At 56.2% G+C, this 24,007-nt stretch carries 24 protein-coding genes and 1 pseudogene; 22 read left to right on the top strand and 3 right to left on the bottom strand.

Translation table 11 applies throughout. The features are described from left to right. Window positions 1-26 precede the first annotated feature (26 nt). Both AC4ANE_RS08630 and AC4ANE_RS08625 read right to left on the bottom strand, forming a co-directional pair. Window positions 27-674: a hypothetical protein gene (locus AC4ANE_RS08630; protein WP_460408834.1), complete on the bottom strand. Its 648-nt coding sequence runs from the start codon at window positions 672-674 to the stop codon at window positions 27-29. After that, window positions 671-2,743: a DEAD/DEAH box helicase family protein gene (locus AC4ANE_RS08625; protein ID WP_053486577.1), complete on the bottom strand. Its 2,073-nt coding sequence runs from the start codon at window positions 2,741-2,743 to the stop codon at window positions 671-673. Before AC4ANE_RS08625 ends, AC4ANE_RS08630 begins: the two co-directional genes overlap by 4 nt. Window positions 2,744-3,640: 897 nt before the next feature. Here AC4ANE_RS08625 and AC4ANE_RS08620 point away from each other — a divergent pair. The 10 genes and pseudogenes from AC4ANE_RS08620 (at window position 3,641) to AC4ANE_RS08575 (ending at window position 13,697) form a co-directional block, all read left to right on the top strand. Then, window positions 3,641-3,826 carry a Com family DNA-binding transcriptional regulator gene (locus AC4ANE_RS08620; protein WP_053486578.1) on the top strand — a complete coding sequence of 62 codons (186 nt, stop codon included), beginning with the start codon at window positions 3,641-3,643 and terminating at the stop codon, window positions 3,824-3,826. A gap of 11 nt (window positions 3,827-3,837) precedes the next feature. Then, window positions 3,838-5,132, top strand: a pseudogene (locus tag AC4ANE_RS08615) (glycoside hydrolase family 68 protein). 219 nt (window positions 5,133-5,351) lie between these two features. Beyond that, a complete protein-coding gene (locus AC4ANE_RS08610; protein WP_053486539.1) occupies window positions 5,352-6,533 on the top strand; it encodes a glycoside hydrolase family 10-like protein in 1,182 nt (393 codons plus the stop codon). 226 nt (window positions 6,534-6,759) lie between these two features. Further along, window positions 6,760-7,470 (top strand): hypothetical protein, encoded by a 711-nt coding sequence (locus AC4ANE_RS08605; protein ID WP_055003392.1) that lies wholly within the window; start codon window positions 6,760-6,762, stop codon window positions 7,468-7,470. Window positions 7,471-7,478: 8 nt separating this feature from the next. Next, on the top strand, window positions 7,479-8,225 hold the full coding sequence (locus AC4ANE_RS08600; protein WP_122347051.1) for a TIGR03759 family integrating conjugative element protein: 747 nt from the start codon (window positions 7,479-7,481) through the stop codon (window positions 8,223-8,225). Next, window positions 8,210-8,767, top strand: a complete 558-nt coding sequence (locus AC4ANE_RS08595; RefSeq protein WP_122347052.1) for a lysozyme family protein — start codon at window positions 8,210-8,212, stop codon at window positions 8,765-8,767. Before AC4ANE_RS08600 ends, AC4ANE_RS08595 begins: the two co-directional genes overlap by 16 nt. Continuing rightward, window positions 8,764-9,270, top strand: a complete 507-nt coding sequence (locus AC4ANE_RS08590; RefSeq protein ID WP_460408833.1) for an integrating conjugative element protein — start codon at window positions 8,764-8,766, stop codon at window positions 9,268-9,270. Before AC4ANE_RS08595 ends, AC4ANE_RS08590 begins: the two co-directional genes overlap by 4 nt. An 11-nt stretch (window positions 9,271-9,281) precedes the next feature. Next, window positions 9,282-11,441: a type IV conjugative transfer system coupling protein TraD gene (traD, locus tag AC4ANE_RS08585; protein WP_460408832.1), complete on the top strand. Its 2,160-nt coding sequence runs from the start codon at window positions 9,282-9,284 to the stop codon at window positions 11,439-11,441. 39 nt (window positions 11,442-11,480) lie between these two features. Next, entirely contained in the window at window positions 11,481-12,230 is a 750-nt protein-coding gene (locus tag AC4ANE_RS08580; RefSeq protein ID WP_003425101.1) for a TIGR03747 family integrating conjugative element membrane protein, read from the top strand. A gap of 9 nt (window positions 12,231-12,239) precedes the next feature. Beyond that, window positions 12,240-13,697 (top strand): UvrD-helicase domain-containing protein, encoded by a 1,458-nt coding sequence (locus tag AC4ANE_RS08575; protein WP_460408830.1) that lies wholly within the window; start codon window positions 12,240-12,242, stop codon window positions 13,695-13,697. Between the two features lie 23 nt (window positions 13,698-13,720). Here AC4ANE_RS08575 and AC4ANE_RS08570 read toward each other — a convergent pair whose 3' ends face one another. Then, a complete protein-coding gene (locus AC4ANE_RS08570; protein WP_003347763.1) occupies window positions 13,721-14,149 on the bottom strand; it encodes a hypothetical protein in 429 nt (142 codons plus the stop codon). A gap of 169 nt (window positions 14,150-14,318) precedes the next feature. Here AC4ANE_RS08570 and AC4ANE_RS08565 point away from each other — a divergent pair, with 169 nt between their 5' ends. The 12 genes from AC4ANE_RS08565 (at window position 14,319) to AC4ANE_RS08510 (ending at window position 23,580) form a co-directional block, all read left to right on the top strand. Further along, window positions 14,319-14,651 carry a DUF4177 domain-containing protein gene (locus tag AC4ANE_RS08565; RefSeq protein ID WP_191867818.1) on the top strand — a complete coding sequence of 111 codons (333 nt, stop codon included), beginning with the start codon at window positions 14,319-14,321 and terminating at the stop codon, window positions 14,649-14,651. A 79-nt stretch (window positions 14,652-14,730) separates the two neighbouring features. Next, the gene (locus AC4ANE_RS08560) at window positions 14,731-15,096 is read left to right on the top strand and encodes an integrative conjugative element protein, RAQPRD family (RefSeq protein ID WP_191867819.1); all 366 of its coding nucleotides are present in this window, start codon (window positions 14,731-14,733) and stop codon (window positions 15,094-15,096) included. Beyond that, window positions 15,093-15,332 carry a TIGR03758 family integrating conjugative element protein gene (locus AC4ANE_RS08555; RefSeq protein ID WP_044423286.1) on the top strand — a complete coding sequence of 80 codons (240 nt, stop codon included), beginning with the start codon at window positions 15,093-15,095 and terminating at the stop codon, window positions 15,330-15,332. Before AC4ANE_RS08560 ends, AC4ANE_RS08555 begins: the two co-directional genes overlap by 4 nt. Before the next feature lie 19 nt (window positions 15,333-15,351). Next, the gene (locus AC4ANE_RS08550; protein ID WP_054997569.1) at window positions 15,352-15,720 is read left to right on the top strand and encodes a TIGR03745 family integrating conjugative element membrane protein; all 369 of its coding nucleotides are present in this window, start codon (window positions 15,352-15,354) and stop codon (window positions 15,718-15,720) included. A gap of 15 nt (window positions 15,721-15,735) precedes the next feature. Further along, window positions 15,736-16,128, top strand: coding sequence for a TIGR03750 family conjugal transfer protein (locus tag AC4ANE_RS08545; RefSeq protein ID WP_460408828.1), 393 nt, complete (start codon window positions 15,736-15,738; stop codon window positions 16,126-16,128). Then, a complete protein-coding gene (locus AC4ANE_RS08540; RefSeq protein ID WP_054997567.1) occupies window positions 16,125-16,793 on the top strand; it encodes a PFL_4703 family integrating conjugative element protein in 669 nt (222 codons plus the stop codon). The genes AC4ANE_RS08545 and AC4ANE_RS08540 overlap by 4 nt, the downstream gene beginning before the upstream one ends. Beyond that, window positions 16,790-17,713 carry a TIGR03749 family integrating conjugative element protein gene (locus tag AC4ANE_RS08535; RefSeq protein WP_054997566.1) on the top strand — a complete coding sequence of 308 codons (924 nt, stop codon included), beginning with the start codon at window positions 16,790-16,792 and terminating at the stop codon, window positions 17,711-17,713. Before AC4ANE_RS08540 ends, AC4ANE_RS08535 begins: the two co-directional genes overlap by 4 nt. After that, window positions 17,703-19,199, top strand: a complete 1,497-nt coding sequence (locus AC4ANE_RS08530; RefSeq protein WP_122218188.1) for a TIGR03752 family integrating conjugative element protein — start codon at window positions 17,703-17,705, stop codon at window positions 19,197-19,199. The genes AC4ANE_RS08535 and AC4ANE_RS08530 overlap by 11 nt, the downstream gene beginning before the upstream one ends. Next, window positions 19,177-19,638: a TIGR03751 family conjugal transfer lipoprotein gene (locus AC4ANE_RS08525; RefSeq protein ID WP_460408826.1), complete on the top strand. Its 462-nt coding sequence runs from the start codon at window positions 19,177-19,179 to the stop codon at window positions 19,636-19,638. The genes AC4ANE_RS08530 and AC4ANE_RS08525 overlap by 23 nt, the downstream gene beginning before the upstream one ends. Further along, the gene (locus AC4ANE_RS08520; RefSeq protein WP_460408825.1) at window positions 19,638-22,595 is read left to right on the top strand and encodes a conjugative transfer ATPase; all 2,958 of its coding nucleotides are present in this window, start codon (window positions 19,638-19,640) and stop codon (window positions 22,593-22,595) included. The genes AC4ANE_RS08525 and AC4ANE_RS08520 overlap by 1 nt, the downstream gene beginning before the upstream one ends. Beyond that, window positions 22,592-22,891 (top strand): hypothetical protein, encoded by a 300-nt coding sequence (locus AC4ANE_RS08515; RefSeq protein ID WP_004662717.1) that lies wholly within the window; start codon window positions 22,592-22,594, stop codon window positions 22,889-22,891. Before AC4ANE_RS08520 ends, AC4ANE_RS08515 begins: the two co-directional genes overlap by 4 nt. Continuing rightward, window positions 22,888-23,580 carry a DsbA family protein gene (locus tag AC4ANE_RS08510; protein ID WP_460408824.1) on the top strand — a complete coding sequence of 231 codons (693 nt, stop codon included), beginning with the start codon at window positions 22,888-22,890 and terminating at the stop codon, window positions 23,578-23,580. The genes AC4ANE_RS08515 and AC4ANE_RS08510 overlap by 4 nt, the downstream gene beginning before the upstream one ends. Window positions 23,581-24,007: the final 427 nt, after the last annotated feature.

The raw sequence follows: 24,007 nt of genomic DNA, 5'->3' as shown, positions 1-24,007 counted from the left end.
AGGGTCTCCGAGAAACCCGGGGCGGTTCAGTTCATCGTTGCTTCGTTATCGAACAGACGCTTGACAAGGCTGTCACCAAGCTCCGCTCCACGCTTAGCCCGTGTGAGCATGAGATAGAGCAGCTCTCCTGTACGAGCAAAGAAGCGACGATCGTTGCTCATATTTCCTTTTGCATTGATTGCCAAGTCCTCATAGAGAGCATCGGGGCCGAAAGGAAAAACGAACTTCGAACTCCAGCGCTTGTTACTGCGAGATTCGAATGACGAGGAACGCAGCAATTCGATAGCCTTTGCGAAGTCATCAAAGCTAGTGAATGAGCGGCGCAGATAGGTCATGTCTTCATCACCGTTACCTGTGGCTCCCTGCCTAAAGCGCTCAAACCACTGCTTCCACTTCTCCTCATCAGACGCAGCGTTCTCCGCAATTGATTCGACGTATGGGTTGTTGAACAGCAACCCACGCAAACGGACTTGCCGCTGCGGCTTGAACATAACTGAGCCGCCCTGGTCCTGGTGAGGCCTGAGCGGCTGATCCAAGTTCGAGCCGAGTACGCCCAAGAACTCTAGAACAGTCAGGTGAGGAAGCTGCTCGTCATAAAGGCGATGCCCCCAAATGTTCTCGTCGACGCAAAAATCGACGCTTTTAATCTCAGGCCTCTTGATGATTCCACTCATTCCGAGATCCTCACCGTCACAGGGCGTGAAAAGCCGCGACCACCTGGCTCAATATCGATGAAGTTGAGCGTCAGCATGACGGTCTCACCACCTACTTCATCATCTCCTGCTAGGCTGGCTTTCTTGACGATCTCTGCTTTCCGCAAGAGCTTCGCCTTGAAAGCCAGCAGATCTTCGAGGCACTCATTGGAGAAGCTCGCGGGCAAAGCCCCCTCAGCCACACGTGAGAGAAACTCATGACGGATAGGGGTCAAGTCGAAAGCAACCGAATTGCCCGGGCCTGCAGCGAGCGAAACGTCGAGTCGAGGGCGGCCCGTATCCTCGACAAGCTTGATCGCCATACCTACGCCGCCCTGCCTGCGGGAGAATGTCTCGTGGTCACAAAGCACGCTGACTCGGCTTTGAGTAAAACCGCCCGCACTAGCGATGAAGATGCGATCTTCGTTTTCGAGAAGGAGACCTGTTAATACGCGGTTAAGGCCCTTAGCAAGGCGCCCGCGGACTACCTCGCTAACGGGCTTCTGCGCCTTGAGCGCTTCGATGATTTCCAAGTAGTCCCCAGCAAAGCAGAATGCGGTCATCGACCAATGCGGATAACCTATTTCCCCATCCGGAAGTGTGAAGAAGAGCCTGCGTCGCTGGTCTTCAAGCATCGCAAGGAACTCGGCCGCCTCTCCTTCCAAGCGTGCCCCCTCATACCCTTCCAAATAGGAATTTTGGGCAGCGCGGAAGGCAGTCGTGGCCCCATAGATCGGATCGATCGCGACCAAACGGTCGAAGTCGGCTTGCAGCCGCAAATCATCCTTCCCATAAACCAGCAACCCATCGGCAGCATTGGCGGACTCATCGCCCACGCCAAAGCTGGACATCGCCTTGAAGATGGGACGGTCAGAGGTCCTTCGCTTAAGGAGATTGGCTCCGAAGGCGTTGACATAGACACTAGCCGCCCCAAGATTGCCTCCTTCCTGGATCTTCGCGACATCGGCACAGGTCAGCAGGTTGTCCTTGGCCTGCTTGGCATCGGAGCAACCGAGGATCATATTTGAACAAAGTGCAAGTAAGTCGCGTATAGGTAGATGAAGCCCATTGTGCCTGGCGATTTCAACCAAATCGCCCAAGCGACGAGAGAGCTGTCCACCATCCGCCTCACCCAAAAGCCTGCGGCGATTCTCGTCTATGGGACAAACTTTACCGTCGGCCTGAAGTGCGCAGCGTTTGCAGTTGTCCCACTCGGGATGCCCCGCCACAGCAGTACCCACCTCATCTAACGTTTTGCGGCTAGTCGAGCGACTGAGATCGAACACAGTCAGGCGCTCGGGAGCTGGCCCGGACTGCAAGAAGCGTTCTTGAAGCGGCTTGCGAAGTGGGTGATCACGCTCTTGGCGGCGGCCTAAATCACGTAGACGATCAAGGATTTGGCCATGGTTTGCCGCAAGGATCACAACTTCAGAGTCATCGCCATCTAGCACCGATCGTTCCAGTCGAAGCAATGGCAGATCACTCTCCTCGCCATTTAGCTCGGAAAGATCCTTGATAAAGACAGCCATGCGTCCATCTGACATACGTAACTCTTTCACGTTGCCTTTGACGGCCCAAGCATTGGGATCCCCCCCAATTCGCTCCCACAGGGCACGGCAATGGTACGTCTTACCATCACCCGCGGTTCCAGCGATCAAGATAGACCCTGATGCCTTGGTTTCAATGTGCCGCACCATGTCCTCCAATAGAGGTGTTGAAAGGGTAATCGGCGTGACTCCCGCCTGCGCCAACGCCCTCGACACATACTCGTCGAACATCGCAAGATTGCTCGACGACGGCCCATAGCTACGCAGGAATTGAACCCAAGCGCTTGCCGGTGGAACGTCAACGTCAATACGGCGCACAGAGCCGCCACGACCTTTACCGGCCTGCAGCACCCCTTGTCCAATAAGTGCGTCGCGCGTCTGCCAATAAAACTCGTCTCTCAAATGTGGAAACTGAATCCTGAGTTGCTCTAGCAACGACTGGTTTCCAATACTGGAGCCATCGGAGGGAACGGCGGCCAGCAAGGCCTCACCCATCTCATTCATGCACCAAACCCCCTCTGGCACCAGTCTTGACGGGCACCATCAAAATCAATCAACGACTGTGAATAGTCTGTCGGGGATCAGAGGGGGGGTATACTGTAAGGCTGCGACAGCAGCACATATTGAAAACCATCCCTGCTGTACCGCGACCTTCCATTTACGATTTTCGTTACCTTATCTACTGACCGACCACGGGTAAAGACATGCTCGGTTTTTTTGGCAACCTACTCAGGCCTCGCGTGGCTATGTTTTATCTTCTTCTGAATGAGGAGGCGACTGGGCACTCTTCTGCGTCTAACGGAGCCTTCGGGCTCAGATTAATGGCAAACGGGCTTGCATTCATTAGGGACGCACGTACTTCAACAGACCAATGTCACGGGCATTGATCAGCAACTGATGCGCCGCCAAACCCGACAGGGTCCGTACGTAAAGCATTTGGACACCACACAGCACGCAACTCGAGAGATCACGGTTTAAGAGCTGTTTGCTCATCTGGGCAAAATGGAGTGTTGGCGCTTTGCCAGGTTTCTGCGTCGTCAGCCCCGGTAGACGAAAAACGCCGGTATCATGAATTGATGAGCAGCTTGATACTTAACGTACTTCAAATTCCGTTTTCTGAAGCGCCCCCAATGAAGCGCTGTCTCGTACCGTTTATCCGGATCAATTGCGCAACTGTGGTCGAACTCGTGTTGAACTCCGGCCAAACTCGACCTACCCCGAAACCGCCCCTTTCCAGCCTTTCCGGAGGGGGGTAAAAAGGTACCACGATATGCGATTTGCGCCTCAGGGCAGCCGCCGGATACGGGCTTTCCAACAGCGCCAACCGGTCAATTGCGATCCACCCCAAACCCCGCCTCGGCGGGGTTTTTCATTGGGCGAAGCACAAGGAGATCATTGCAAATGTTGAAAGACTATCGATGCGGGCAGTGCAAGAAGCTGCTGGCCCGCATCGGTTACTACACCGAACTCCAGATCAAGTGCTCCCGCTGCGGGACGTTGAATCATGTGAAGGCCGTGAGCCTTGAGTTATCGCCTTTGAGCGACAGAGGTACAGCTGCGTCGCTGCTGCCTCCCACAACTATTTAAAGGTATCAATTATGTACAATAGCAACTCTGCTGTAAGCCAGCTCCAGAATAGCCCTCTCGTAGATAACATCAAATACCCACCTACTGTCTGGTCTCGCGCCGATGCGCTGAAGGTCAATGAAAATGACCCGACCACAACGCAGCCACTGGTCAGTCCGGACTTTCCGGTCATGAGTGACACGGTATTCATCTGGGACACCATGCCGCTGCGCGAGCTGGATGGCACGGTGGTTTCGGTCAACGGCTGGTCGGTCATCCTGACCCTGACGGCTGACCGTCACCCCAATGATCCGCAATATCTCGATGCCAATGGCCGTTATGACATCAAGCGTGACTGGGAAGATCGTCATGGCCGCGCACGCATGTGCTACTGGTACTCGCGTACCGGTAAGGACTGGATCTTTGGTGGTCGTGTAATGGCCGAGGGGGTATCCCCCACCACTCGAGAGTGGGCGGGCACACCCATACTGTTGAATGACAAAGGCGATATTGATCTCTATTACACCTGCGTCACGCCCGGCGCAGCGATCGCCAAAGTACGTGGCCGTATTGTGACGTCCGATCAGGGCGTGGAGTTGAAAGACTTTACCCAGGTCAAAAAACTGTTCGAGGCCGACGGCACCTATTATCAAACCGAAGCGCAGAACTCGAGCTGGAACTTTCGCGACCCGAGTCCGTTCATTGATCCCAATGACGGCAAGTTGTACATGGTGTTTGAAGGCAATGTCGCCGGTGAACGCGGCTCGCACATAGTAGGGGCTGCCGAACTTGGCCCTGTGCCACCGGGTCACGAAGACGTGGGGGGTGCCAGATTCCAGGTGGGTTGTATCGGTCTGGCGGTCGCAAAGGATCTCAGTGGTGAAGAGTGGGAAATACTCCCACCGTTAGTAACAGCGGTTGGCGTTAACGATCAGACCGAACGTCCGCATTACGTGTTTCAAGACGGCAAGTATTACTTGTTCACCATCAGTCACAAGTTTACGTATGCCGAAGGTCTTACAGGGCCAGACGGTGTCTACGGTTTTGTCGGCGAACATTTGTTCGGTCCGTACCGGCCAATGAACTCTTCCGGCCTGGTGCTCGGCAATCCGCCCGAGCAGCCTTTCCAGACATATTCCCACTGCGTCATGCCGACGGTCTGGTGACTTCGTTCATCGACAGCGTGCCCACCGACGGCGAGGATTATCGTATCGGCGGGACCGAAGCGCCGACGGTGAGAATCCTCTTGAAAGGGGATCGCTCGTTCGTGCAGGAAGAATATGACTACGGTTATATTCCTGCGATGAAGGACGTGACGCTGAGCTGACACGTCGTTCCCATATAATGCCTAAAGAACGCCTGTGCGAGCAGGCGCTCTTCGTGCGTTCAGCCCAGCAGCTCGCTCATCGCGATAATCTGCTCGGCTATGGTTACATACCAGCGCCTTGGCAGGTGTAGCGCTCGTTCATGCATAGGCATTTCAAAATGCCCGTGCATGGACAGCATATTTCGCCCCCTCAGAACCATACTCAAAGGAGAAATCGCAATGGCGACTGCGAACAAAAATCTCAAGGCGACTTGGGTCGCAACCGTTACGAATCTTGACTGGCCGTCCGTCTCATCTCTGGCCATCACTGATGAGGCTGCACGTGTCAGTGCACAGAAAGAAGAGTTGACCGGCATCCTTGATGATATTGCTGCAATGAAAATGAATGCGGTTATATTCCAGGTTGTTCCCTGCGCAGATGCATTCTACGCATCAGACCTGCTTCCATGGTCGAAGTACCTGACGGGGACGCTGGGGAGAAATCCCGGCTTCGACCCACTGGCTTATGCTGTTGAGCAGGCGCACGCTCGTAATATCGAGCTGCACGCATGGGTGAACCCGTACCGCATATCAATGAACACCAGCGATGCCACAATAGAAGAGCTGAATAACTCATCCTCTGACTCGCCGGTCAGTGTGTTTAAACTGCATCCTGAATGGACAGGCACTTCAGCGAAGCGCTTTGTTCTCAATCCCGGTATGCCAGAAGCTCAGGCTTGGGTGAGTAATATTGTTGAAGAAATTGTCACCAAATACGATGTTGATGCCATTCAGTTCGATGATTATTTTTATTATGAATCCGCAGATTCCCTGCTGAGTGATGATGCTACCTACCAGACATACAATACGACCTTTACCACAAAGGCAGACTGGCGACGAAATAACACGTATTCGCTGGTTGATGCATGCCATAAAAAAATAGCCGCAGTTAACACGGATGTCTTGTTTGGTATCAGCCCGGCAGGCGTCTGGCGGAATAAATCTGACGACCCGCTGGGGTCTGATACGCAGGCAGGTGCACCTAATTACGATTTTGCGTATGCAGACACCCGGAAATGGGTAATTGACGGCATCATTGATTATATCGCCCCACAGGTCTACTGGCCGTTTGCCCGGGAGGTTGCCCGTTATGACATCATCACACGGTGGTGGGCGGATACCGTCAGGGGTACCGGCACAGCCTTATATGTTGGTATGGCTCTGTATAAAGTGGGAATGGCATCAGCAGCCGAGCCCGACTGGACTGTTGAGGGAGGCGTGCCTGAAATGACCCGTCAGCTTGACCTGAATGATTCTCTGGCTGAGGTGTCCGGGTGCATGTTTTTTCGACATATGTTTATGCGGGCCTCACAGACTCAGCAGGTGGTTGACTACCTGAAGCTTCGCTGGGCCGACGTTTAAGTAGACGCTGATTTATTCTAAAACCCGGCTGTTGCACCCTGACAAAACAAGGTCTCCAGAGCATCGCCAGGGCGAAAAATCGAGTAAATCAGCGGCTCCTTAGCTTGATAGCAATAAGCCTGGTTACACACTCACTACGTAAACCTTTTCAAATACGATAATGGTTTGCTGCTGCACAGATGGGCCACTTTTGCGAACGTACCTCACATCTTGAGTGAGGTCCTCCATGAAGCTGCCACTGCGCCCTTCTCTTTCCCGCGCCACCGTACTGCAAATCCTGGCCCTGATCGTCCTGATCGGCATGCTGGTCTACCAGCAGTGGCAGATTCTCCACCTGAAAACAGGTTTTGAATCAGCTGCAAACCTGGAAACCGTCAACGCCATCACCCAACGCATCAATGGCGTGGATGACCGGCTCGATGCCGCCAGCCAGTTGAAGTCCGTGACTATCGATGATTTCAGGGCCGGCCAGCAGGCTTTGTCCAACCGCATCAATGCCGTGCAAGCCCTCCTGAAGCAGGTGCAGGAGGCGGCGAAGGACGCTGCCCAGCAGGGTGCCTCGATGCAAGAAGTTGTGGTCATGGGCGCTCGGATCGAGGAGCTGCAGGTGAAACTCCATGACCTGCGTGCGGCTAAACCAGCATCTGTTCAAATCACGGCAGCCAAGCCAAAGACTCCCCCCCCCTCCCGCAAATCAACAGCACAAAGCAAAGTTCCGGAGGCTCCTCCACCGTTTTCGGTCGTGGGTGTGGAGTATCGCGGAGGCGAACGTTTCTTGTCAGTTGCCCCGCCTGGCAGCACTCAACTGAGTCAACTGAACCTGATACGCCCGGGCGACATGGTCGCGGGGAGCGACTGGCAGCTCAACAGCCTGGATGATTCGCGCGCCCTGTTCAGCATCAACGGCTCACCCCGCATTCTGCCCCTGCGCCCTTAGAGGTTTACATGACCGTTTACAACCTGCGAATGTTCACACTGACGGGAGTCATCCTGATCACAGCGGCTGGTATGGCCAATGCTGCAACAAACAGCTCTGCACAGTCCACCAGTAGAGAGCAACAGAGCGCCTTGCTGGACAGTCAGTCGCAATCGAGCGACGAGATCCTGGCACGAGACTGGAACCTCAGTCCTCAGGAATGGCAGCGCTATCAAACGCTGATGCAGAGTTCACGAGGTGTGTATTCCCCCGGGCTGGATCCGCTGACAGCATTGGGTATCGAAGCCCGCAATGATGAAGAGCGCCGGCGGTATGCAGAGCTCCAGGTCAAAGCCGAGGCGCAGCGCACGGCAAAAGAATTAGCGTATCAACGCGCCTATGACGATGCCTTCAAACGCGTCTACCCGAACCTGATGCCCATCGCCAGCTCTGCGCCCCAAGGGACGGCCGCGAGCCCAGCTAACCAGGGCAACGGCCGATTGGCAGTGTTTGTTAAGGACGAATGCCCGGAATGCTCGATACGAGTGAAGGCCCTTCAAGCTCAGAAGCAGCCGTTTGACGTGTACATGGTGGGTAGCCAGAACGACGACGAGCGAATTCGCAACTGGGCGATTGTCTCGGGGATCGACCCTGCGAATGTCAGAACCCGACAAATCACCCTCAACCATGACGGTGGACGTTGGCTTGGCCTGAGCTTGGGTGGCGAGTTACCGGCCGTTGTGCGAGAGGTGAACGGGCAATGGCTGCGTCAGTGACGTGGGCAGGCCTTGCCCTGCTGTGCTTCGCGTTGACAAGCGATGCAGCCGAGCTTCCGCCGCCGGCTTATCAGCTGGCTGCCCAAGCCGCGAGTATTCCGTCGGAAGTGCTCTATTCAGTGGCACTGCAGGAAAGCGGGGCGAAGTTGCGTGGTCAGCTTGTGCCGTGGCCTTGGACGCTGAACGTTGCCGGCGCTAGTTATCGTTTTGCAACACGTGCCGATGCCTGCACAGCACTTATCATCGCACTCGCGCAGGCAGGCCCCAAGCGGGTCGACGTCGGATTAGGTCAGGTCAACATGGGCTGGAACGGCCAGAGATTTAAATCAAGCAATCCGTGCGACGCGCTTAATCCCTACAAGAACCTTGATGTAGCTGCACAGATGCTCGCCGAACTGCGCGCGCTTGGCGGTGACTGGATCACCGTAGCAGGACGCTATCACCGGCCTGCCGGCGGCGCTCCAGCCGCCAATTACCGCAAGGCCTTTGCCAAACATCTCAGCCGGGTAACCGGCATCCAAATGCTGGTGACCAATCCATGACCCGATCAGTGATCCTCGGCGCAGCGCTCTGCCTGCCATTTATAATCTGCCAAGCTGCAGAGCTCACCGTGGTTGAAGACAAAGGTGGTGACTCAGCGTTGCCTTACTACCGATCTCTGAATCCCGAACCCTCCTCTTCTGGCCAAAATGACCTGAGCTCACAACTGGATCCTGTACCAGCCCAGGGATTACCGGTACGCACCACTCGAATGACTCCAGGAGCTGTTCAGGGCCGAATAATCAACGCGCCAGGCCTGCAGCCTTTGTTCCTGATCGGGGACGATGAAATATCACAACGATGGCTACAAGAGCGCGGGTCGGTGCTGAAGCAGATGCAGGCCGTAGGACTGGTGGTCAACGTGACCACACCAGAGCGACTTGCCGTAGTCAGGAGTTGGTTGCCCGACGCGCTCGTATCCCCCGCATCTGGTGATGAGCTTTCTCAGCGCCTCGGCCTGAACCACTATCCGGTGCTGATCACCCCAACCGCCATCGAGCAATAGGAGGTCGGGTTATGGCTCACGATTACGCCATTGAATCACTTCTCAGACCCGCCGTAGAGCTGTACACCGTGTACGTGTGCGCTGCAGGCGCATTCCTATGCGTGTTCGCGCCCTGGGCGTTTGCGCTGACGCCACTATTTGGCATCGTGACCTCTGCGGGCTTTCTGGCTCTAGGTTTAGTTCGGCTGAAGCAGGCATGGCAGGTGCTGCGCTATCGTCGAAACATCCGGCGACTGCCTCATTACACGATGACCAGTAAAGAAGTACCGGTCAGCAATCAACGTCTGTTCATCGGTCTTGGCTTTCGCTGGCAGCAGCGCCATACGCAGCGGCTGATGGACACTTACCTGCCGAAGTATGCCAGCTACGTTGAAGCCACCCCACTGTTCCGCGCAGCGCGTCGGTTTGAGGAAAGAGCGGAGTTCGCTCCATACCCTGTCCGACTTCTGGCCAGAGCCACATCATGGGACGTGCCCATCAACCCTGTGCGACCTCTGCCACCCGTCGGCGGCTTGCCAAGGCTGCACGGCATCGAGCCATACGAGGAGAACGTCTCTCTCCCGTTGGGTGAGCGAGTAGGCCATTCGATTGTTCTGGGCACCACCCGTGTCGGAAAAACGCGCCTGGCTGAATTGTTTATCACTCAGGACATCCGGCGGAAAAAGCACGGTCAGCACGAGGTCGTCATCGTCTTCGATCCGAAGGGCGATGCAGATTTGCTCAAGCGCATGTATCTCGAAGCCAAACGCGCCGGACGCCTGAACGAATTTTATGTGTTCCACCTGGGCTGGCCCGATCACTCGGCACGCTACAACGCCGTCGGGCGTTTTGGGCGGATTTCGGAGGTGGCCACCCGGATCGCGGGCCAGCTCTCAGGCGAAGGTAACTCGGCAGCATTCCGTGAATTCGCCTGGCGTTTCGTGAACATCATCGCCCGAGCTCTTGTCGCTTTGGGCCGTCGACCTGATTATCTGCAGATCCAGCAGCACGTGATCAACATCGAAGGGATCTTTCTGGAGTACGCAAAGAAATATTTTGATGAGTTTGATCCCAAGGCTTGGGAAATGATCGTCGCCATCGAAGGTAAGCTCAACGATAAAAACATACCTTTCAACATGAAGGGCCGCCCGTTTCGCGTGGTGGCCATCGATCAATACCTGTCTCAGACACGGGTGGCAGATCCGGTGATGGATGGACTGCGCAGTGCGGTCCGTTACGACAAGACTTATTTCGACAAGATCGTCGCTTCGCTGCTGCCGCTGCTTGAGAAGCTGACCACAGGCCGCATGGCGGAACTGATCTCGCCTGACTATCAGGACGTGAACGATCCTCGACCGATCTTCGACTGGATACAGGTGGTCCGCAAAAAGGCCGTGGTCTATATCGGCCTGGACGCCTTGTCAGACACGGAGGTCGCCGCTGCCGTCGGCAACTCGATGTTCTCCGATCTGGTCTCGGTCGCAGGCCATATCTACAAGTTCGGCGTCGACGACGGACTACCGGGCGGCGTGCCTGGCACCAAAGTCCCTATCAACCTCCACGCCGATGAGTTCAACGAGCTGATGGGTGAGGAATTCATTCCGATGATCAACAAGGGTGGCGGTGCCGGCATGCAGGTGACTGCCTACACCCAGACCATGAGCGATATCGAAGCGAAGATCGGCAACAAGGCCAAGGCCGGCCAGGTGATCGGTAACTTCAACAACGTGTTCATGCTGCGGGTCCGCGAAACGTCCACCGCCGAGCTGCTGACAAAACAGTTGCCTAAGGTTCAGGTTTTCACATCCACCCCAGCCAGCTCGGCGAATGACAGTGCAACGGGCAATACCGCGTTCACATCCTCCAGTCATGACCAGGTGCAGCAGGTCAGCGTGCCGATGATTGAGCCAGCGCATGTCGTCGGCCTGCCTAAAGGCCAATGCTTTGCGCTCATGGAAGGCGGCAATCTTTGGAAAATCAGAATGCCTTTGCCTGGACATGATCCTGATGAGGTGATGCCGGCAGATCTGCAGGCCTTGGCGGAAAGCATGCGTCAGACCTATCAGGTGGGCAAGGTCGACGACACCGGTTGGTGGTCAGCGTCTGGTTATCAGACGCTCAACGAGTCCCTGCCTGCAGATCTGCTCGACGACTTCAAAAAAATCGCTGTTGCACCTGAGGATGCGGCATGACTCTCGGCGGGTTGAGCGATCGGCAGGGGGGCATCTGATATGGCTGACGTTGCCGATCGCGCGAAACAGCAACAAGACCACGAACAGTCGTTCATAGGATCTCTCTTCACCCTGCCCTTCCGATTCGCGGCAGTGATGTTCCTCTCTCTGGGGGGAGCCATCATCGTCGAATGGATCTGCATGTACTTCTTCTGGCCGGAGGCCGGTTGGCAGCATGCTCGTGCAATGCTCGATCATGAACTCAGCTGGCTCTCCAAGGGGTTCCTGCAGAGTGTGGTTGTTCAAGAGCCGGGCCGAACGGCGACATGGCTGGTTCAAACCACATATGACTGGCTGGTGGTCAAGACTGGGCTTCAGGACTGGGTTCAACACACCTCTGATTATGCTGCGACAGGACAACGATCACGCGGTTTCGATATGCGCTACATGCTCGGCGTGGGAGTCAGCAAGTTTCAGGATTACGGCCTTGCGGCGCTCTACACGACACTGGTGTTTTGCGTGCGTCTGGTGATCCTGACCCTCGCAATCCCGTTATTTGTGATGACGGCGTTTGTTGGTTTTGTAGACGGACTGGTACGCAGAGACTTGCGGCGGTTCGGTGCCGGCCGCGAGTCCAGCTACCTGTATCACAAAGCTCGAGCAACGATGGTGCCGCTGGTGATCATCCCCTGGAGCCTCTACCTGGCTCTGCCATTCAGCGTGAGCCCATTGTTGGTGCTCCTGCCATGCGCGGCACTGCTCGGCCTGGCGGTCAGCATTACGGCGTCCAGCTTCAAAAAATACCTCTAGGTGCCCTCCATGCAATGGACAGAAGAACAACTGCCAGCTATTCACTCCTTCGCAAAGAAGCTACTGGTCCAGGCGTTTGCCGGTACCGGGAAGACAACGACACTCGTCGGTTACGCCACGCATAACTCGTCGGTCAAAATGCTGTACCTCTGCTACAACAAAGCCGTTGAGATCGCGGCAAAGAACCGTTTTCCACGCAATGTGACCTGCAAAACAGCTCACGGCCTCGCCTACGCTGTCTATGGCAGCCAGTACAAACACAAGCAGGCTGGCAATCTGCGTTTGACCGACATCGCGAGGACGATCAATACCCAGGATTGGGAGCTGGCCAAAGATATCGTTTCTACCCTCAATGCCTTCATGGCCAGCAAGGATCTGGAGCTGCTGGAAGACCACTTTGTGCGATTCCAGAGCAACCGCACGCTGACCTCGGTCCAGCAACAGTACATGAGCAAAGCGCTGAATCTGACCAGGGACGTTTGGGACAAGATGGTCGATATCAAGGACCGCTCAGTCTCCATGACGCACGACGGTTATCTGAAGCTCTACCAGATGAGCCAACCGGATCTGAGCCAGCGTTTCGGTGCGATTCTGCTCGACGAAGGGCAGGACGTGAACCCGGTCATCGCGAACCTGGTCCAGATCCAAAAAATCACGCAAGTCACCGTCGGTGATCGACATCAGCAGCTCTATCGGTTCAGAGGCGCTGTGGATGCTTTAAACAGCCCGGCGATGAAGGACGCCGAGAAACACTTCCTGACTCAGAGCTTCAGATTTGGACCGGCTGTTGCCTACGTGGCCAACGTCATCCTTTCCTTCAAGGGTGAAAAGATCCCCCTGCAAGGCCTGGGACAGCCGACGTTGGTGAAACGAGCCTTACCGGACGATCTCCCTCACCGCACCTACCTGCACCGCACGGTGAGTGGTGTCATCGAGAACGCGCTGCGCCTGGTCAACCAAGACCACCGCATGCAGTGGATCGGAGGGATCGACAGCTATTCCTTGCGCGATCTGGAGGACCTGTTCTATTTCAGCCGGCATATGAATCACCAGGTTCAGCAGCGCAAACTGCTGACCGACTATGCCGATTACGACCAGTATGTCGTGATCGCGAAGGCCACGCAGGATCCTGAGATGCTGCGGTCGATCAAAATCATCGAAAACTACCCCGACCTGCCCAAACGAATTGAGCAGCTGCGTGCTGCATCTGTCACGTCGGAGCTCGATGCAACCGTGACCCTTACCACTGCGCACAGAGCCAAAGGTCTGGAGTGGGACTTCGTTGGGCTTTATGACGACTTTTCTGCGGATCCGCTTTCCCCTGACATCGACGCCGGCAAACGCGACGATGAGCTGAACCTTCTGTACGTAGCTGTCACACGAGCCATGAAGATTCTGGCCGTCAACTCGCTGGTGATCGACATCATGCAGCGCTTCAAAGACATGAAGCAGCGCTCGAAACCTTGATGCGCTGCCCCATTTCCAACCAACTACTTCTTATGACGCAAGTCTTCTTCGGTCAGAGCTAAGAAGTCAGGTTCTACACCGCAATGAGCTACAACGCTTTCGAAGCTCGCGTGTGTCCAATCCGGTTTACCTTCAGCGAGGGTAACGATTGCCCACGAACCGTCTGGTGAGATGCCAAGACCGGGGGCATATCGTTCGATCCAAACAGAGCGCTCAAGAATTTTATCCATTGACGAAAGCGCCTTGGGAAGGGCTTTTTCAGAATCAAGACGCTTAACAACACCATACATGATGTCCTCAATGACGTTTGTAACGGACGTGCCGTTGTAGTCACGAAGTTGAGCTATCAGACAGACCAGGGATCCGTCATCCTTGATACGCACACGAACATAACATGCTCCCATAGAGTGAAAGCCTTTGTACTCAAAATTGCGATAGTCCAGCGTCTGCATTCCCTACTTTCCCCTTGAACATAACTGCGTAGACCGGCTCATGACCGGCGTAGTAAATATCTCACTACCTATACCATTTTCCAAATGGAATAGGTTTGTCGCTTAGCCCGGCGCTTAGAAACTGCAAAAATGACCTGGCCCTTCCCCATCTACTTGCAGTAGGTATCCGATGACACTCTATGAATACACCCAGGCCTTCGTCCCCCTTCCCTACAAAACCGTGACCAGCGGCGTGCTGATGTTCAAGTCGACGGACGACACTACCGAACCGGACATCCACAGATATTTGAGCAACCCTGAAACTCTGGCGACATTGAATCGCCACGGCAGAGAAGGATGGGAGCTGGTCAGCGTTCAGCAGATCAATCGTGGCCACGAGCGATTTGGTAATCAAAACGCCCAGGCGTGGGCGGTTGGGTATGCAATCAGTACCGGGTTCCTGTTCTTCTTTAAACGCAGCATTGTCACTCCGACCCGTTTGGATAAACCCTCTCAGACCTAAAAAGGGTTTCGTACTGATTCAAACCGAGCCCTTGGTCATGCTGTGGACATAGATTCCTACAGCTTCCAAGGCCCGCGACGTGAACTTCAATCCCCCCGCGCTCAGATCAACGTCTTCACGTGTGCAGATCTGCTTGACCGCAGTCATGCTGTGCACACCCCTGCTGTTTTCCGCGCATGCTGGAGCAGCCGGCACGGCTTCTGAACAAGCCAATGTGGAAGTGATGATTCGCCAGCTCAACGCGCTCGAGGCCGTCGCGCAGCGCAGTGTCGATCTTCCACAAGACCCGGCTCAACGCTATCACCTGGACTATCCCAGATTGGTCAGCGACATCGCGCGCATCCGCCAAGGTTTGCAGGACTACCTGTCGCCCTCCCGCGTACAGCCTCGTGACCCCGTAGAAATTTCCGGCCACTACAACGTCAGCGGTGATCACACGCCATGACGATGTCCTCCACCCAGATCAGCGCCTTCCAGGCGGCGGCGGGCTTTACGCCTGCCAGCAGCAACACGCTGTGGACCGGAATTGCAGTGGGGATCCTCCTGCTGTGGGGCGTCTGGGTGTTTTCAAGCATTTATCGTGGCTGGGCTACCCGAAACCTGGCAGCCCCGGCGGCGGCCGTTGCTGCTGCTCGCTGGGCGGTGCTGTTCATGATCATGACTTTCATGTTGTTGAGTTGATTTTTCACAGGAGATAAAGATGACGCTGCTTTCATTGTTCACCCAGGCACGTACCTTTTTGAAACATCGGCCTTATCCGGTCCTGCTGATGGCTGCCACCCCCGGTAGTAGTTCTGCAGCGCTACCGGGAGCCCAAGCCCCCACGCGCGGCACAGGAACCAGCTTCCTGCAGACGTTCCAAAACTATGCCTTCGATGGTTTCACGCTGCTCGGCTTATGCCTGTGCGCGTTCGGCATCATTCTGGTGGGCCGACATGCCCTGGGCGTCTATCACGAAATCCACATGGGCAAGGCCAAATGGGCCGATCTAGGCAGCACCGCTGTCGTCGGCGTCTGCTTGATTGGCGTCACGATCTACCTGGTCACCACCGCGTCTAACATCCTTTAAGTCATAGAGGCTTCCATGACTGAGCTTCAGCACGATCAGCATGAAGACGGCACCCTGCGTTTTCTGCCCAGTCGCTTGAACAGCCAGCCCGTGGTGATTGGCGGTCTTACGGCGGACGAGATGTGGGTCACCGTATTTGGGTGTAGCGGGGCAGGCTTTGTGATGGGGCTGCCGTTGGCCTTCGTGATCACTCCATCCATGCCCGTGGTCTGCGCACTCATCGGAGGAACATTGGGGCTGCTCATCGCAGCTCGGGTCTTGCGACGCCTCAAACGCGGCCGACCCGAAACCTGGTTCTACCGCACGTTGCAGCTGCGGCTCGCCACACTCGGCCCTACGTCATACAACAACGCCAATCTGGTCATCCGATCGGGCAACTGGACGTGCCGTCGGAGGGCGCAACAATGAGCCGTTATTTAAAGCTGGCCGACTCGCAGCGAGCACACATCACCAGTTTGAGGATGGCCATCGTCCTGCTGGCGCTCCTGGCCTTGGGGCTGGGTATCGGCTGGTATCGAGCACCGCAGAACATGACCATTCACGTTCCGCCCGACCTGCGTTCCGGCAGCACACGCCTTTGGTGGGACATCCCTCCTCAGTCGGTGTACGCCTTTGGCCTGTACATCTTTCAGCAAATGAACCGCTGGCCGGTCGACGGTGAACAGGATTATCAGACGAACATCACGCGCCTGGACGCCTACATCACACCGGCCTGCAAGCAATACCTGCAGAGCGATTTTGATCTGCGCAAGTCCAGTGGTGAGCTGCGCAAGCGTGTCCGCGGTGTCTACGAGATTCCCGGCCGAGGCTTTGGCGACTCGCCTGAACTGCGGACGGTGACCAACTCCATCGACGACTGGACGGTGACGCTCGACATCTCAGCCGACGAGTATTACGGCGGTCAGCTGGTCAAGCGTGCCCTCGCACGATACCCGCTTCACGTTGTACGCATGGACGTCGACCCTGAAACCAATCCCTTCGGTTTGGCCTGGGATTGCTACAGCGGCGCACCACAACGCATCGAGGGCAATGTTGAAGCTCCAGCAACCCCGTCGAGAGGAGTCTTCAAATGAGTGTTTTGCGTGTACTCACATGCTCGACATTACTGATGGTCTTGGCTGGCAACGCCCAAGTCGCCTCGGCGATGGAGATTCTCCGCTGGGAGCGTTTGCCACTGGCCATTCCACTGCGCATCAATCAGGAACGCATCGTCTTCGTCGATCAGAATGTCCGAGTCGGGCTTCCGAGGTCTTTGACAGACAAGCTGCGGGTGCAGAGTACGGGCGGCGCGATCTACCTGTTTGCCAAGGAAGCGATAGAGCCCACTCGACTTCAGCTGCAGAACGCCAAGACCGGTGAGATCATTCTGGTGGACATCGCTGCTACAGAAGCACCTACGGATCAACCGGCGCTGGAGCCGGTGAAGATTGTGGAAGGTGAAACATCATCCGCACGCTACGCCGGGGCTGCTACAGCACGCTCAGGCAAGCCCTCTACCGCATGCCCAGAGGAAACCAGTCGCTCGAAGGTTGAGGATGATGAACCAGAGGACGTGGTCAAGCGGGAAACGCCTGTCCCAGTGGTTCTGACACGCTATGCGGCGCAAGTGCTGTATGCGCCGCTTCGCACCGTCGAGCCTGTGGGCGGCATTGCCCAGGTGAAGATTGATCGCCGCCTGGATCTGACCACCCTGCTTCCCACCTTACCGGTCACCGCCTCCCCTCTGGGAGCATGGCGTCTGGACGACTTCTGGGTAACTGCTGTCAAACTGCAAAACCAGACGGCGCAGCGCGTCACGCTCGACCCTCGGGAACTGATGGGTGAGTTCGCGACCGCAGCATTTCAGCATCCGTATCTCGGACCTCTTGGTGATGCCAGTGACACTACGACCTTGTACCTGGTCACGCGGGGACACGGGCTGACACAAGCAACCGTGTTCTCCGCCGCCCCAGCAGATCCGCGTGCAACCCGGGGAGCCAAGCATGAAGAGTAACCCGCTGCTCAAGTACCTGGTGGTTCCGCTTCTCCTGCTCACGGTGTTCATCGGCATCAAGATGATGAGAGGTGGACCCGAACAGCAGGCTGACAACGCACCGGCCCCAAAACTCACAGCGGAACAGGCCAAGGCTCTGGGTGTGGAAGGCGACACGCCGAGCGACACGCTGCGCACGGTCGTGGCAGAAGGGCGCGAGCTCAAGCAGCAGATCACCGATGTGATGGCGCAGAACTCAGCCGTCAAGCAGGACAACGAGGCGCTCAAACAACGATTGGCGAACATCGATCAGACGGTAGAGCAGCGTCTGAAGAATGCCCAGGAGCAGTTCAAGCTCGACAGTCAGCAGCAACAGCAGAGCGTGCTGGATGGCTTGCGCAAACAGATGGATGAACTGACCCGATTGGGACAAAACAATAACTCCAACTCGGATTTACCAATTGGTCTGGGTGTTCAATCGGGGGATGGCCAGCAGTTCAAATCCGATGCAAATGGTTCGGATATCGTCTGGGTCAATCCGCAGGACGCGACTGCCGTGGACAGCAATGGCAAACCTATAGGTAACGGCAACAGCGTCGCCGCGAGCGGCTACAGTTTTCCTACGGCCTTCGGGGAGTCCGTAGACCGAGGCCAGAAGGCCCTGACGACAGGCGCACAGTCTGTTCGTGATGACATGGGTGGCCAGCAACAGGAGCGTAAGAAGGTACGTCGAGCCTACACCCTGCCTCAGAACTCGACGCTGATGGGATCAGTGGCCATGTCAGCATTGATTGGCCGGGTTCCCGTGGATGGGACGGTTAATGACCCCTACCCCTTCAAAGTGCTGATCGGCCCGGACAACCTGACGGCCAATGGCATCGATCTCCCAGACGTGGCCGGTGCCGTGGCCAGCGGTACAGCGTCCGGCGACTGGACCCTCTCATGCGTGCGGGGGCAGATCAAAAGCCTGACCTTCGTGTTCAACGATGGGACTGTCCGTACGTTACCCGCCCCAGTCCAGGACGGTAATCAGCAGAATAATAACCAGAACAATCAGAACAACTCTGGAGAGCAACAACCCATCCAGGGTGGTCTGGGCTGGATCAGTGATCCCTACGGCATTCCCTGTATCGCCGGCGAGCGACGCAGCAATGCGCAGCAGTACATCGGCTCACAAGCCCTCATTACCGCAGCAGGTGCTGGAGCAGCCTCGTTGATCAAGACCGAAGGCAGCACCTCCTCTTACGTCTCGAACGCTTCTGGGACGCTTGGTAGCACCGGTTTGTCTGGTAACGAGGCGATGGGCAAAATTCTCACTCAAGGCGTCACGGACGTGTCCAGCTGGGTCAACAAACTGTATGGCCAGGCGTTTGCGGCCATCTACGTCTTACCTGGTGCGCAGGTCTCACTGCACATCGATCAAGAGCTGGAAATTGACTACGAACTCAAAGGCCGCAAGGTCAAGTACGCCTCAGGAGCGAGCCATGCCACTGCCAACCTGGATTGATCTTTCAAGGCCACCCCGTAGCGGACGGCTCGGCCTGTCACTCATTGTCGCCTTGCTCACACTCGCAGGATGCCAGACCAGCAAGGAGGAAATGCTGCCGCATGGCGACAGCACCATGATGGATGTCTGGAACCAGGGCACCACGGGCTCGGGCGGCAGCGCCAGTGGTCGGCAACTGCTCGATGCTCGCGCAGAGCTGCGCCGCCCGATCGATGTGCGGGCCACTCAGCCGCTGCAGGACAGCGCCGCGTACACACGCACGGCTCAAAACGAGATCTACAGTCAGTTCAAGCGCCTGCCCAATCCGGACCTGGTCATGTACGTATTCCCTCACCTGGCGGGCTCAGATCCCGCGCCAGTACCGGGGTATACGACTGTTTTTCCGCTGTATCAACGCGTGCAATACGCGATGCCCGGTGAGCGGGTGGAGGATTATTGATGGGACTTTTGAAGCGTTTGACAAAGCGTCGGGATCGAGGCACTGACACCGTGGTTGATACTCCAGTCGAGACGATCGCCGATCAGCTACGAGAAGAGGCCATCTTCGCGCAGGCCAGAGAGCGTTATCTGGCTCGCCTGGCAGCTGAGGGCATACCAGAGCCTGGCGCGTGGCTAGATCCCAAGCGCAAACCTGCGACGGTCGACGATATCGCAGCCCTGTATGCCGTCAACCCGTCATTCGTCGACATGCTGCCCTGGACGGAGTACCTCCCTCAGGAGCAAGCGATGCTGCTCGAGGACGGCAAGTCACTGGCAGCATTCTATGAACTGACCCCCATCGGCACCGAAGGTCGGGACCCTGAGTGGTTACGCAAAGCGCGCGATGCTCTTGAAAATGCGCTGCAGGACAGTTTTGACGAACTGGATGAGTCGCCTTGGGTGGTGCAGTTCTACGCCAGGGATGAAACCAGTTGGGAAGATTATCTGGAGACGTTGCATGATTACGTCCAGCCTCGCGCTCAGGGTACGGCGTTTACAGAAATGTACCTGCAGCAATTCAAACATCACCTAGAGGCAATCTCCAAGCCGGGAGGTTTATTTGAAGACACCAAAGTGTCTCAACTGCCCTGGCGCGGCCAGCAACGCAGGGTTCGCATGGTCGTCTACCGGCGCTGCACCGGAGATGGACTGGTTCGTGGCCAGACGCCGTCGATGTACTTGAAAAACATTTGCGAGCGCCTGACGGGAGGACTGGCCAACGCGGGCATCAAAACCCGGCGCATGGATCGCCATGACATTCGTCACTGGCTGTTGCACTGGTTCAACCCGCATCCCGAACACTTGGGATCAAAGCGCCAGGACATTGATCGTTTCTTCGAAATCGTCAATAACCGCAAGGTCGAACCACCAGAAGAGGGCACGCTGCCGCTGGCCAGCGGCGATGATTTCTCTCAGTGCCTGTTTTACAGCGAACCGCAATCGGATGCCAAGAAAGGTCTCTGGTACTTCGACTCGCGCCCTCATCGGGTCATCGTCCTCGATCGCTTACGCGATGCGCCAAAGACCGGGCACCTGACGGGTGAAAACCGTAAAGGCGGGGACGCGCTGCATGCCTTGTTCGACAAGTTGCCCGAAGACACGGTACTCAACATCACGCTGGTGATCACTCCCCAGGATGTTCTGGAGGCCCACCTGGAAAAACTGGCACGTAAATCAGTCGGTGACAATCAAGCCTCCGCCCTGACCCGTGAAGCGGTCGACGAAGCCCGGAAACTGATCGGTCGAAAACACAAGCTGTACCGGGGCAACGTGGTTTTTTACTTGACCGGCAAGGATGAGCAACAACTGGAAAGTCGGAGCATGGAGCTTGCCAATGCCATGCTTAGCGCCGGTATGGAACCTGTCTATCCTCGTGATGAAGTCGCCCCTCTCAGCAGTTACCTGCGATGGCTGCCCGCCAGTTTCGATGTGAACAAGAAACATGCTTTGGACTGGTACACGCAGATGATGCTCGCCCAGCATGTCGCGAACCTTTCGCCGGTATGGGGGCGTGCCAGCGGCACGGGCAACCCCGGCATAACCCTGTTCAACAGGGGCGGTGCACCGCTGACGTTCGACCCATTCAACAAGCTTGATCGGCAGATGAATGCCCATCTGCTCCTGTTTGGCCCAACAGGTTCAGGTAAGTCAGCCACGGCCAACAATTTGCTGATGCAGTTAATCGCCATTTACAGGCCGCGCCTGTTCATCATTGAAGCCGGTAATAGTTTCGGCCTACTGGGAGATTTTGCCCAAAAGCTTGGGCTGACGGTCAACCGGCTCAAGTTGGCGCCAGGTTCGGGCGTGAGTCTGGCCCCCTTCACTGATGCCATTCGCCTGGTGTCAACACCTGACAAAGTCACGATCCTGGATGCCGATGACATTGAAGGATCCGATGAGCATCTGCAAACAATGCCTGAACAGGGCGAAGAGGAGCGTGATGTTTTGGGCGAAATGGAGATCGTGGCCAGGCTCATGATCACCGGCGGCGAAGAGAGAGAAGAGGCTCGACTCACTCGCGCAGACCGCAGCGCCATTAGGCACTGCATTCTGACGGCAGCCAGAACATGCTTTGACGCTGAACGAGCAGTCAAGACGGAGGATGTGCGTGATGCGCTGAGTGACGCTGGCAAGGACACCACCCTTCCGGAAAAGCGCCGAGAACGCATGTTTGAGATGGCTGAAGCCATGGACATGTTCTGCATGGGGGCTGACGGTGAGATGTTCAACCGGGAGGGTACGCCTTGGCCTGAGGCCGACATCACAATCCTGGACTTGGCCACCTACGCCCGCGAGGGGTATAACGCCCAACTGTCGGTCGCCTACATCTCGCTGATCAACACCGTGAACAACATTGCAGAACGGGACCAATTCAAGGGGCGTCCGATCGTCAACTTCACTGACGAGGGTCACATCATTACGAAAAACCCCCTTCTCTCGCCCTACGTCATCAAGATCACCAAGATGTGGCGAAAACTCGGTGCCTGGTTCTGGCTTGCCACTCAGAACATCGACGACCTTCCGTCAGCAGCAGCACCGATGCTTAACATGATCGAGTGGTGGATCTGCCTGAACATGCCACCGGATGAAGTGGAGAAAATCACCACGTTCCGTAAGCTGACGCCTGCGCAAAAGTCACTGATGCTGTCAGCCCGTAAAGAGAGCGGAAAGTATACTGAAGGGGTTGTGCTTTCCAAATCGATGGAGGTTTTGTTTCGAGCCGTGCCCCCAAGCCTGCTCCTGGCATTGGCCATGACTGAGCCGGAAGAAAAAAAACAGCGGTACGATCTAATGCAGTCGTTAGGGGTAGACGAGCTGGGAGCCGCAATGGCGATCGCACACGACCTCGACCGCATTCGCGGGATTGAACCGACAACCATTACATTCCCCGCTTCACCCTTGGAGAACCTGGCATGAGAGCCATGGATGCCCTGACTCAAAATCTGATCGACAGCCTGACTCAACTACTCAAAAACCCGCAGGAAGATGCTCTGCTGGCCTTGAAAATCTGCGCACCGGTACTGATTGAGCACTTGGAAGTCGTGAAACATGTGGCGGTTGATCGTCGAGAGATCCAGTCCCAACTGCACAAAGCGCTGGACCAGTGGCTTGAGCATCACCCACAGCCTGAAAGCGCGCAGAAGGCTCTTCTCACGTTGCTGAATCAGGAGTTGCTGGCCAAACAGTTCCTCGATAAAGAGGCCTCCGCATGAAGCGACCCACACGTCGCCAGATCCTGTACGGCATCGGTGCGGTCGCCTTGGCAATTCTGGCTTTTGAATGCCTGCCAGATGTCAGACAGGCCATGCAAATGCTCAACACCGCCGAAAGCGTCAGCAAGACAACCAAACAGACGAAGCATAATGGCGCGTGGGTTTACGGGAGCAGCAGTGCCAGATTCACCATCGTCGAGTATGCAGATCTGGAATGCCCGTACTGCAAGGATTATTTCCCACAGCTCAAAGCATGGGTTGATCAGCATCCAGACGTGAACCTGCAGTGGCACCACCTCCCTCTTCCAATGCACGAGCCGACCGCGAGCTATGAAGCTCGGTGGGCTGAGTGCGCAGGGATCGAGGGAGGCAATGACGTGTTCTGGCTCGCCGTCGAGCTCATTTATCAACGTACTCGGTCGAACGGTGCTGGAACTGCTGGCAATCCGCAGATCCCGGGGCTTGAGGATCGACAGCACTATATTGATAACTGCGCTTCGAGTAACCCGGCTGTCCGACAGACTGTTGTTAGCCAGGCGCACAAGGCCAGCCTGGACGGCATCACTGCCACACCGACGCTGGTCATCAAGGATAAAGTCTCTGGACGATCGATCAAGCTGCAGGGAGCACCTGACGGTAACGTGCTGCTTTCCGCAATCGACTGGCTGGCCAGCACGAAGGATTTATAAATGAACCCAGCCTTTGAACAAGCCTTGCAAGCGCGCTCGCCTCGGCTACAGATCCGTAGTTATGGCTCACTTGGATTTCATCGGATGGCTGGAGAAGCTGCCCACAGTGCGTGAAGGAAAAACGCTGCACATCACTGGCCCGAAAGGGCCTTTGGCAGTAGAAGGGGCACGGCTTTCGTGTCACCACGCTAAACCCGGAAATCTTTTGCTCGGTTCTGGCAGCACTTTTCGCTTACAGCATCTCCAAACATGTGATCGCCATAAGTTTGGGGTGCATCTATAGTCAGCCACGGGCGGAACCAGCGAGCTGAGAGGATAAGACCAGCAATGCTTCGACTCAGCAGTCGAGCCGGGTCGAGCTTGGCGCTAGCTATGTTGGCAGATCGCGGATGACCTGTTAATTACGACCGGTGCCGATCAGGTGATC

This window comes from Pseudomonas sp. Pme6b (assembly GCF_058129925.1).
Note: the sequence above shows the minus strand (reverse complement) of the source record. Positions and strands in the feature narration are given on the sequence as shown.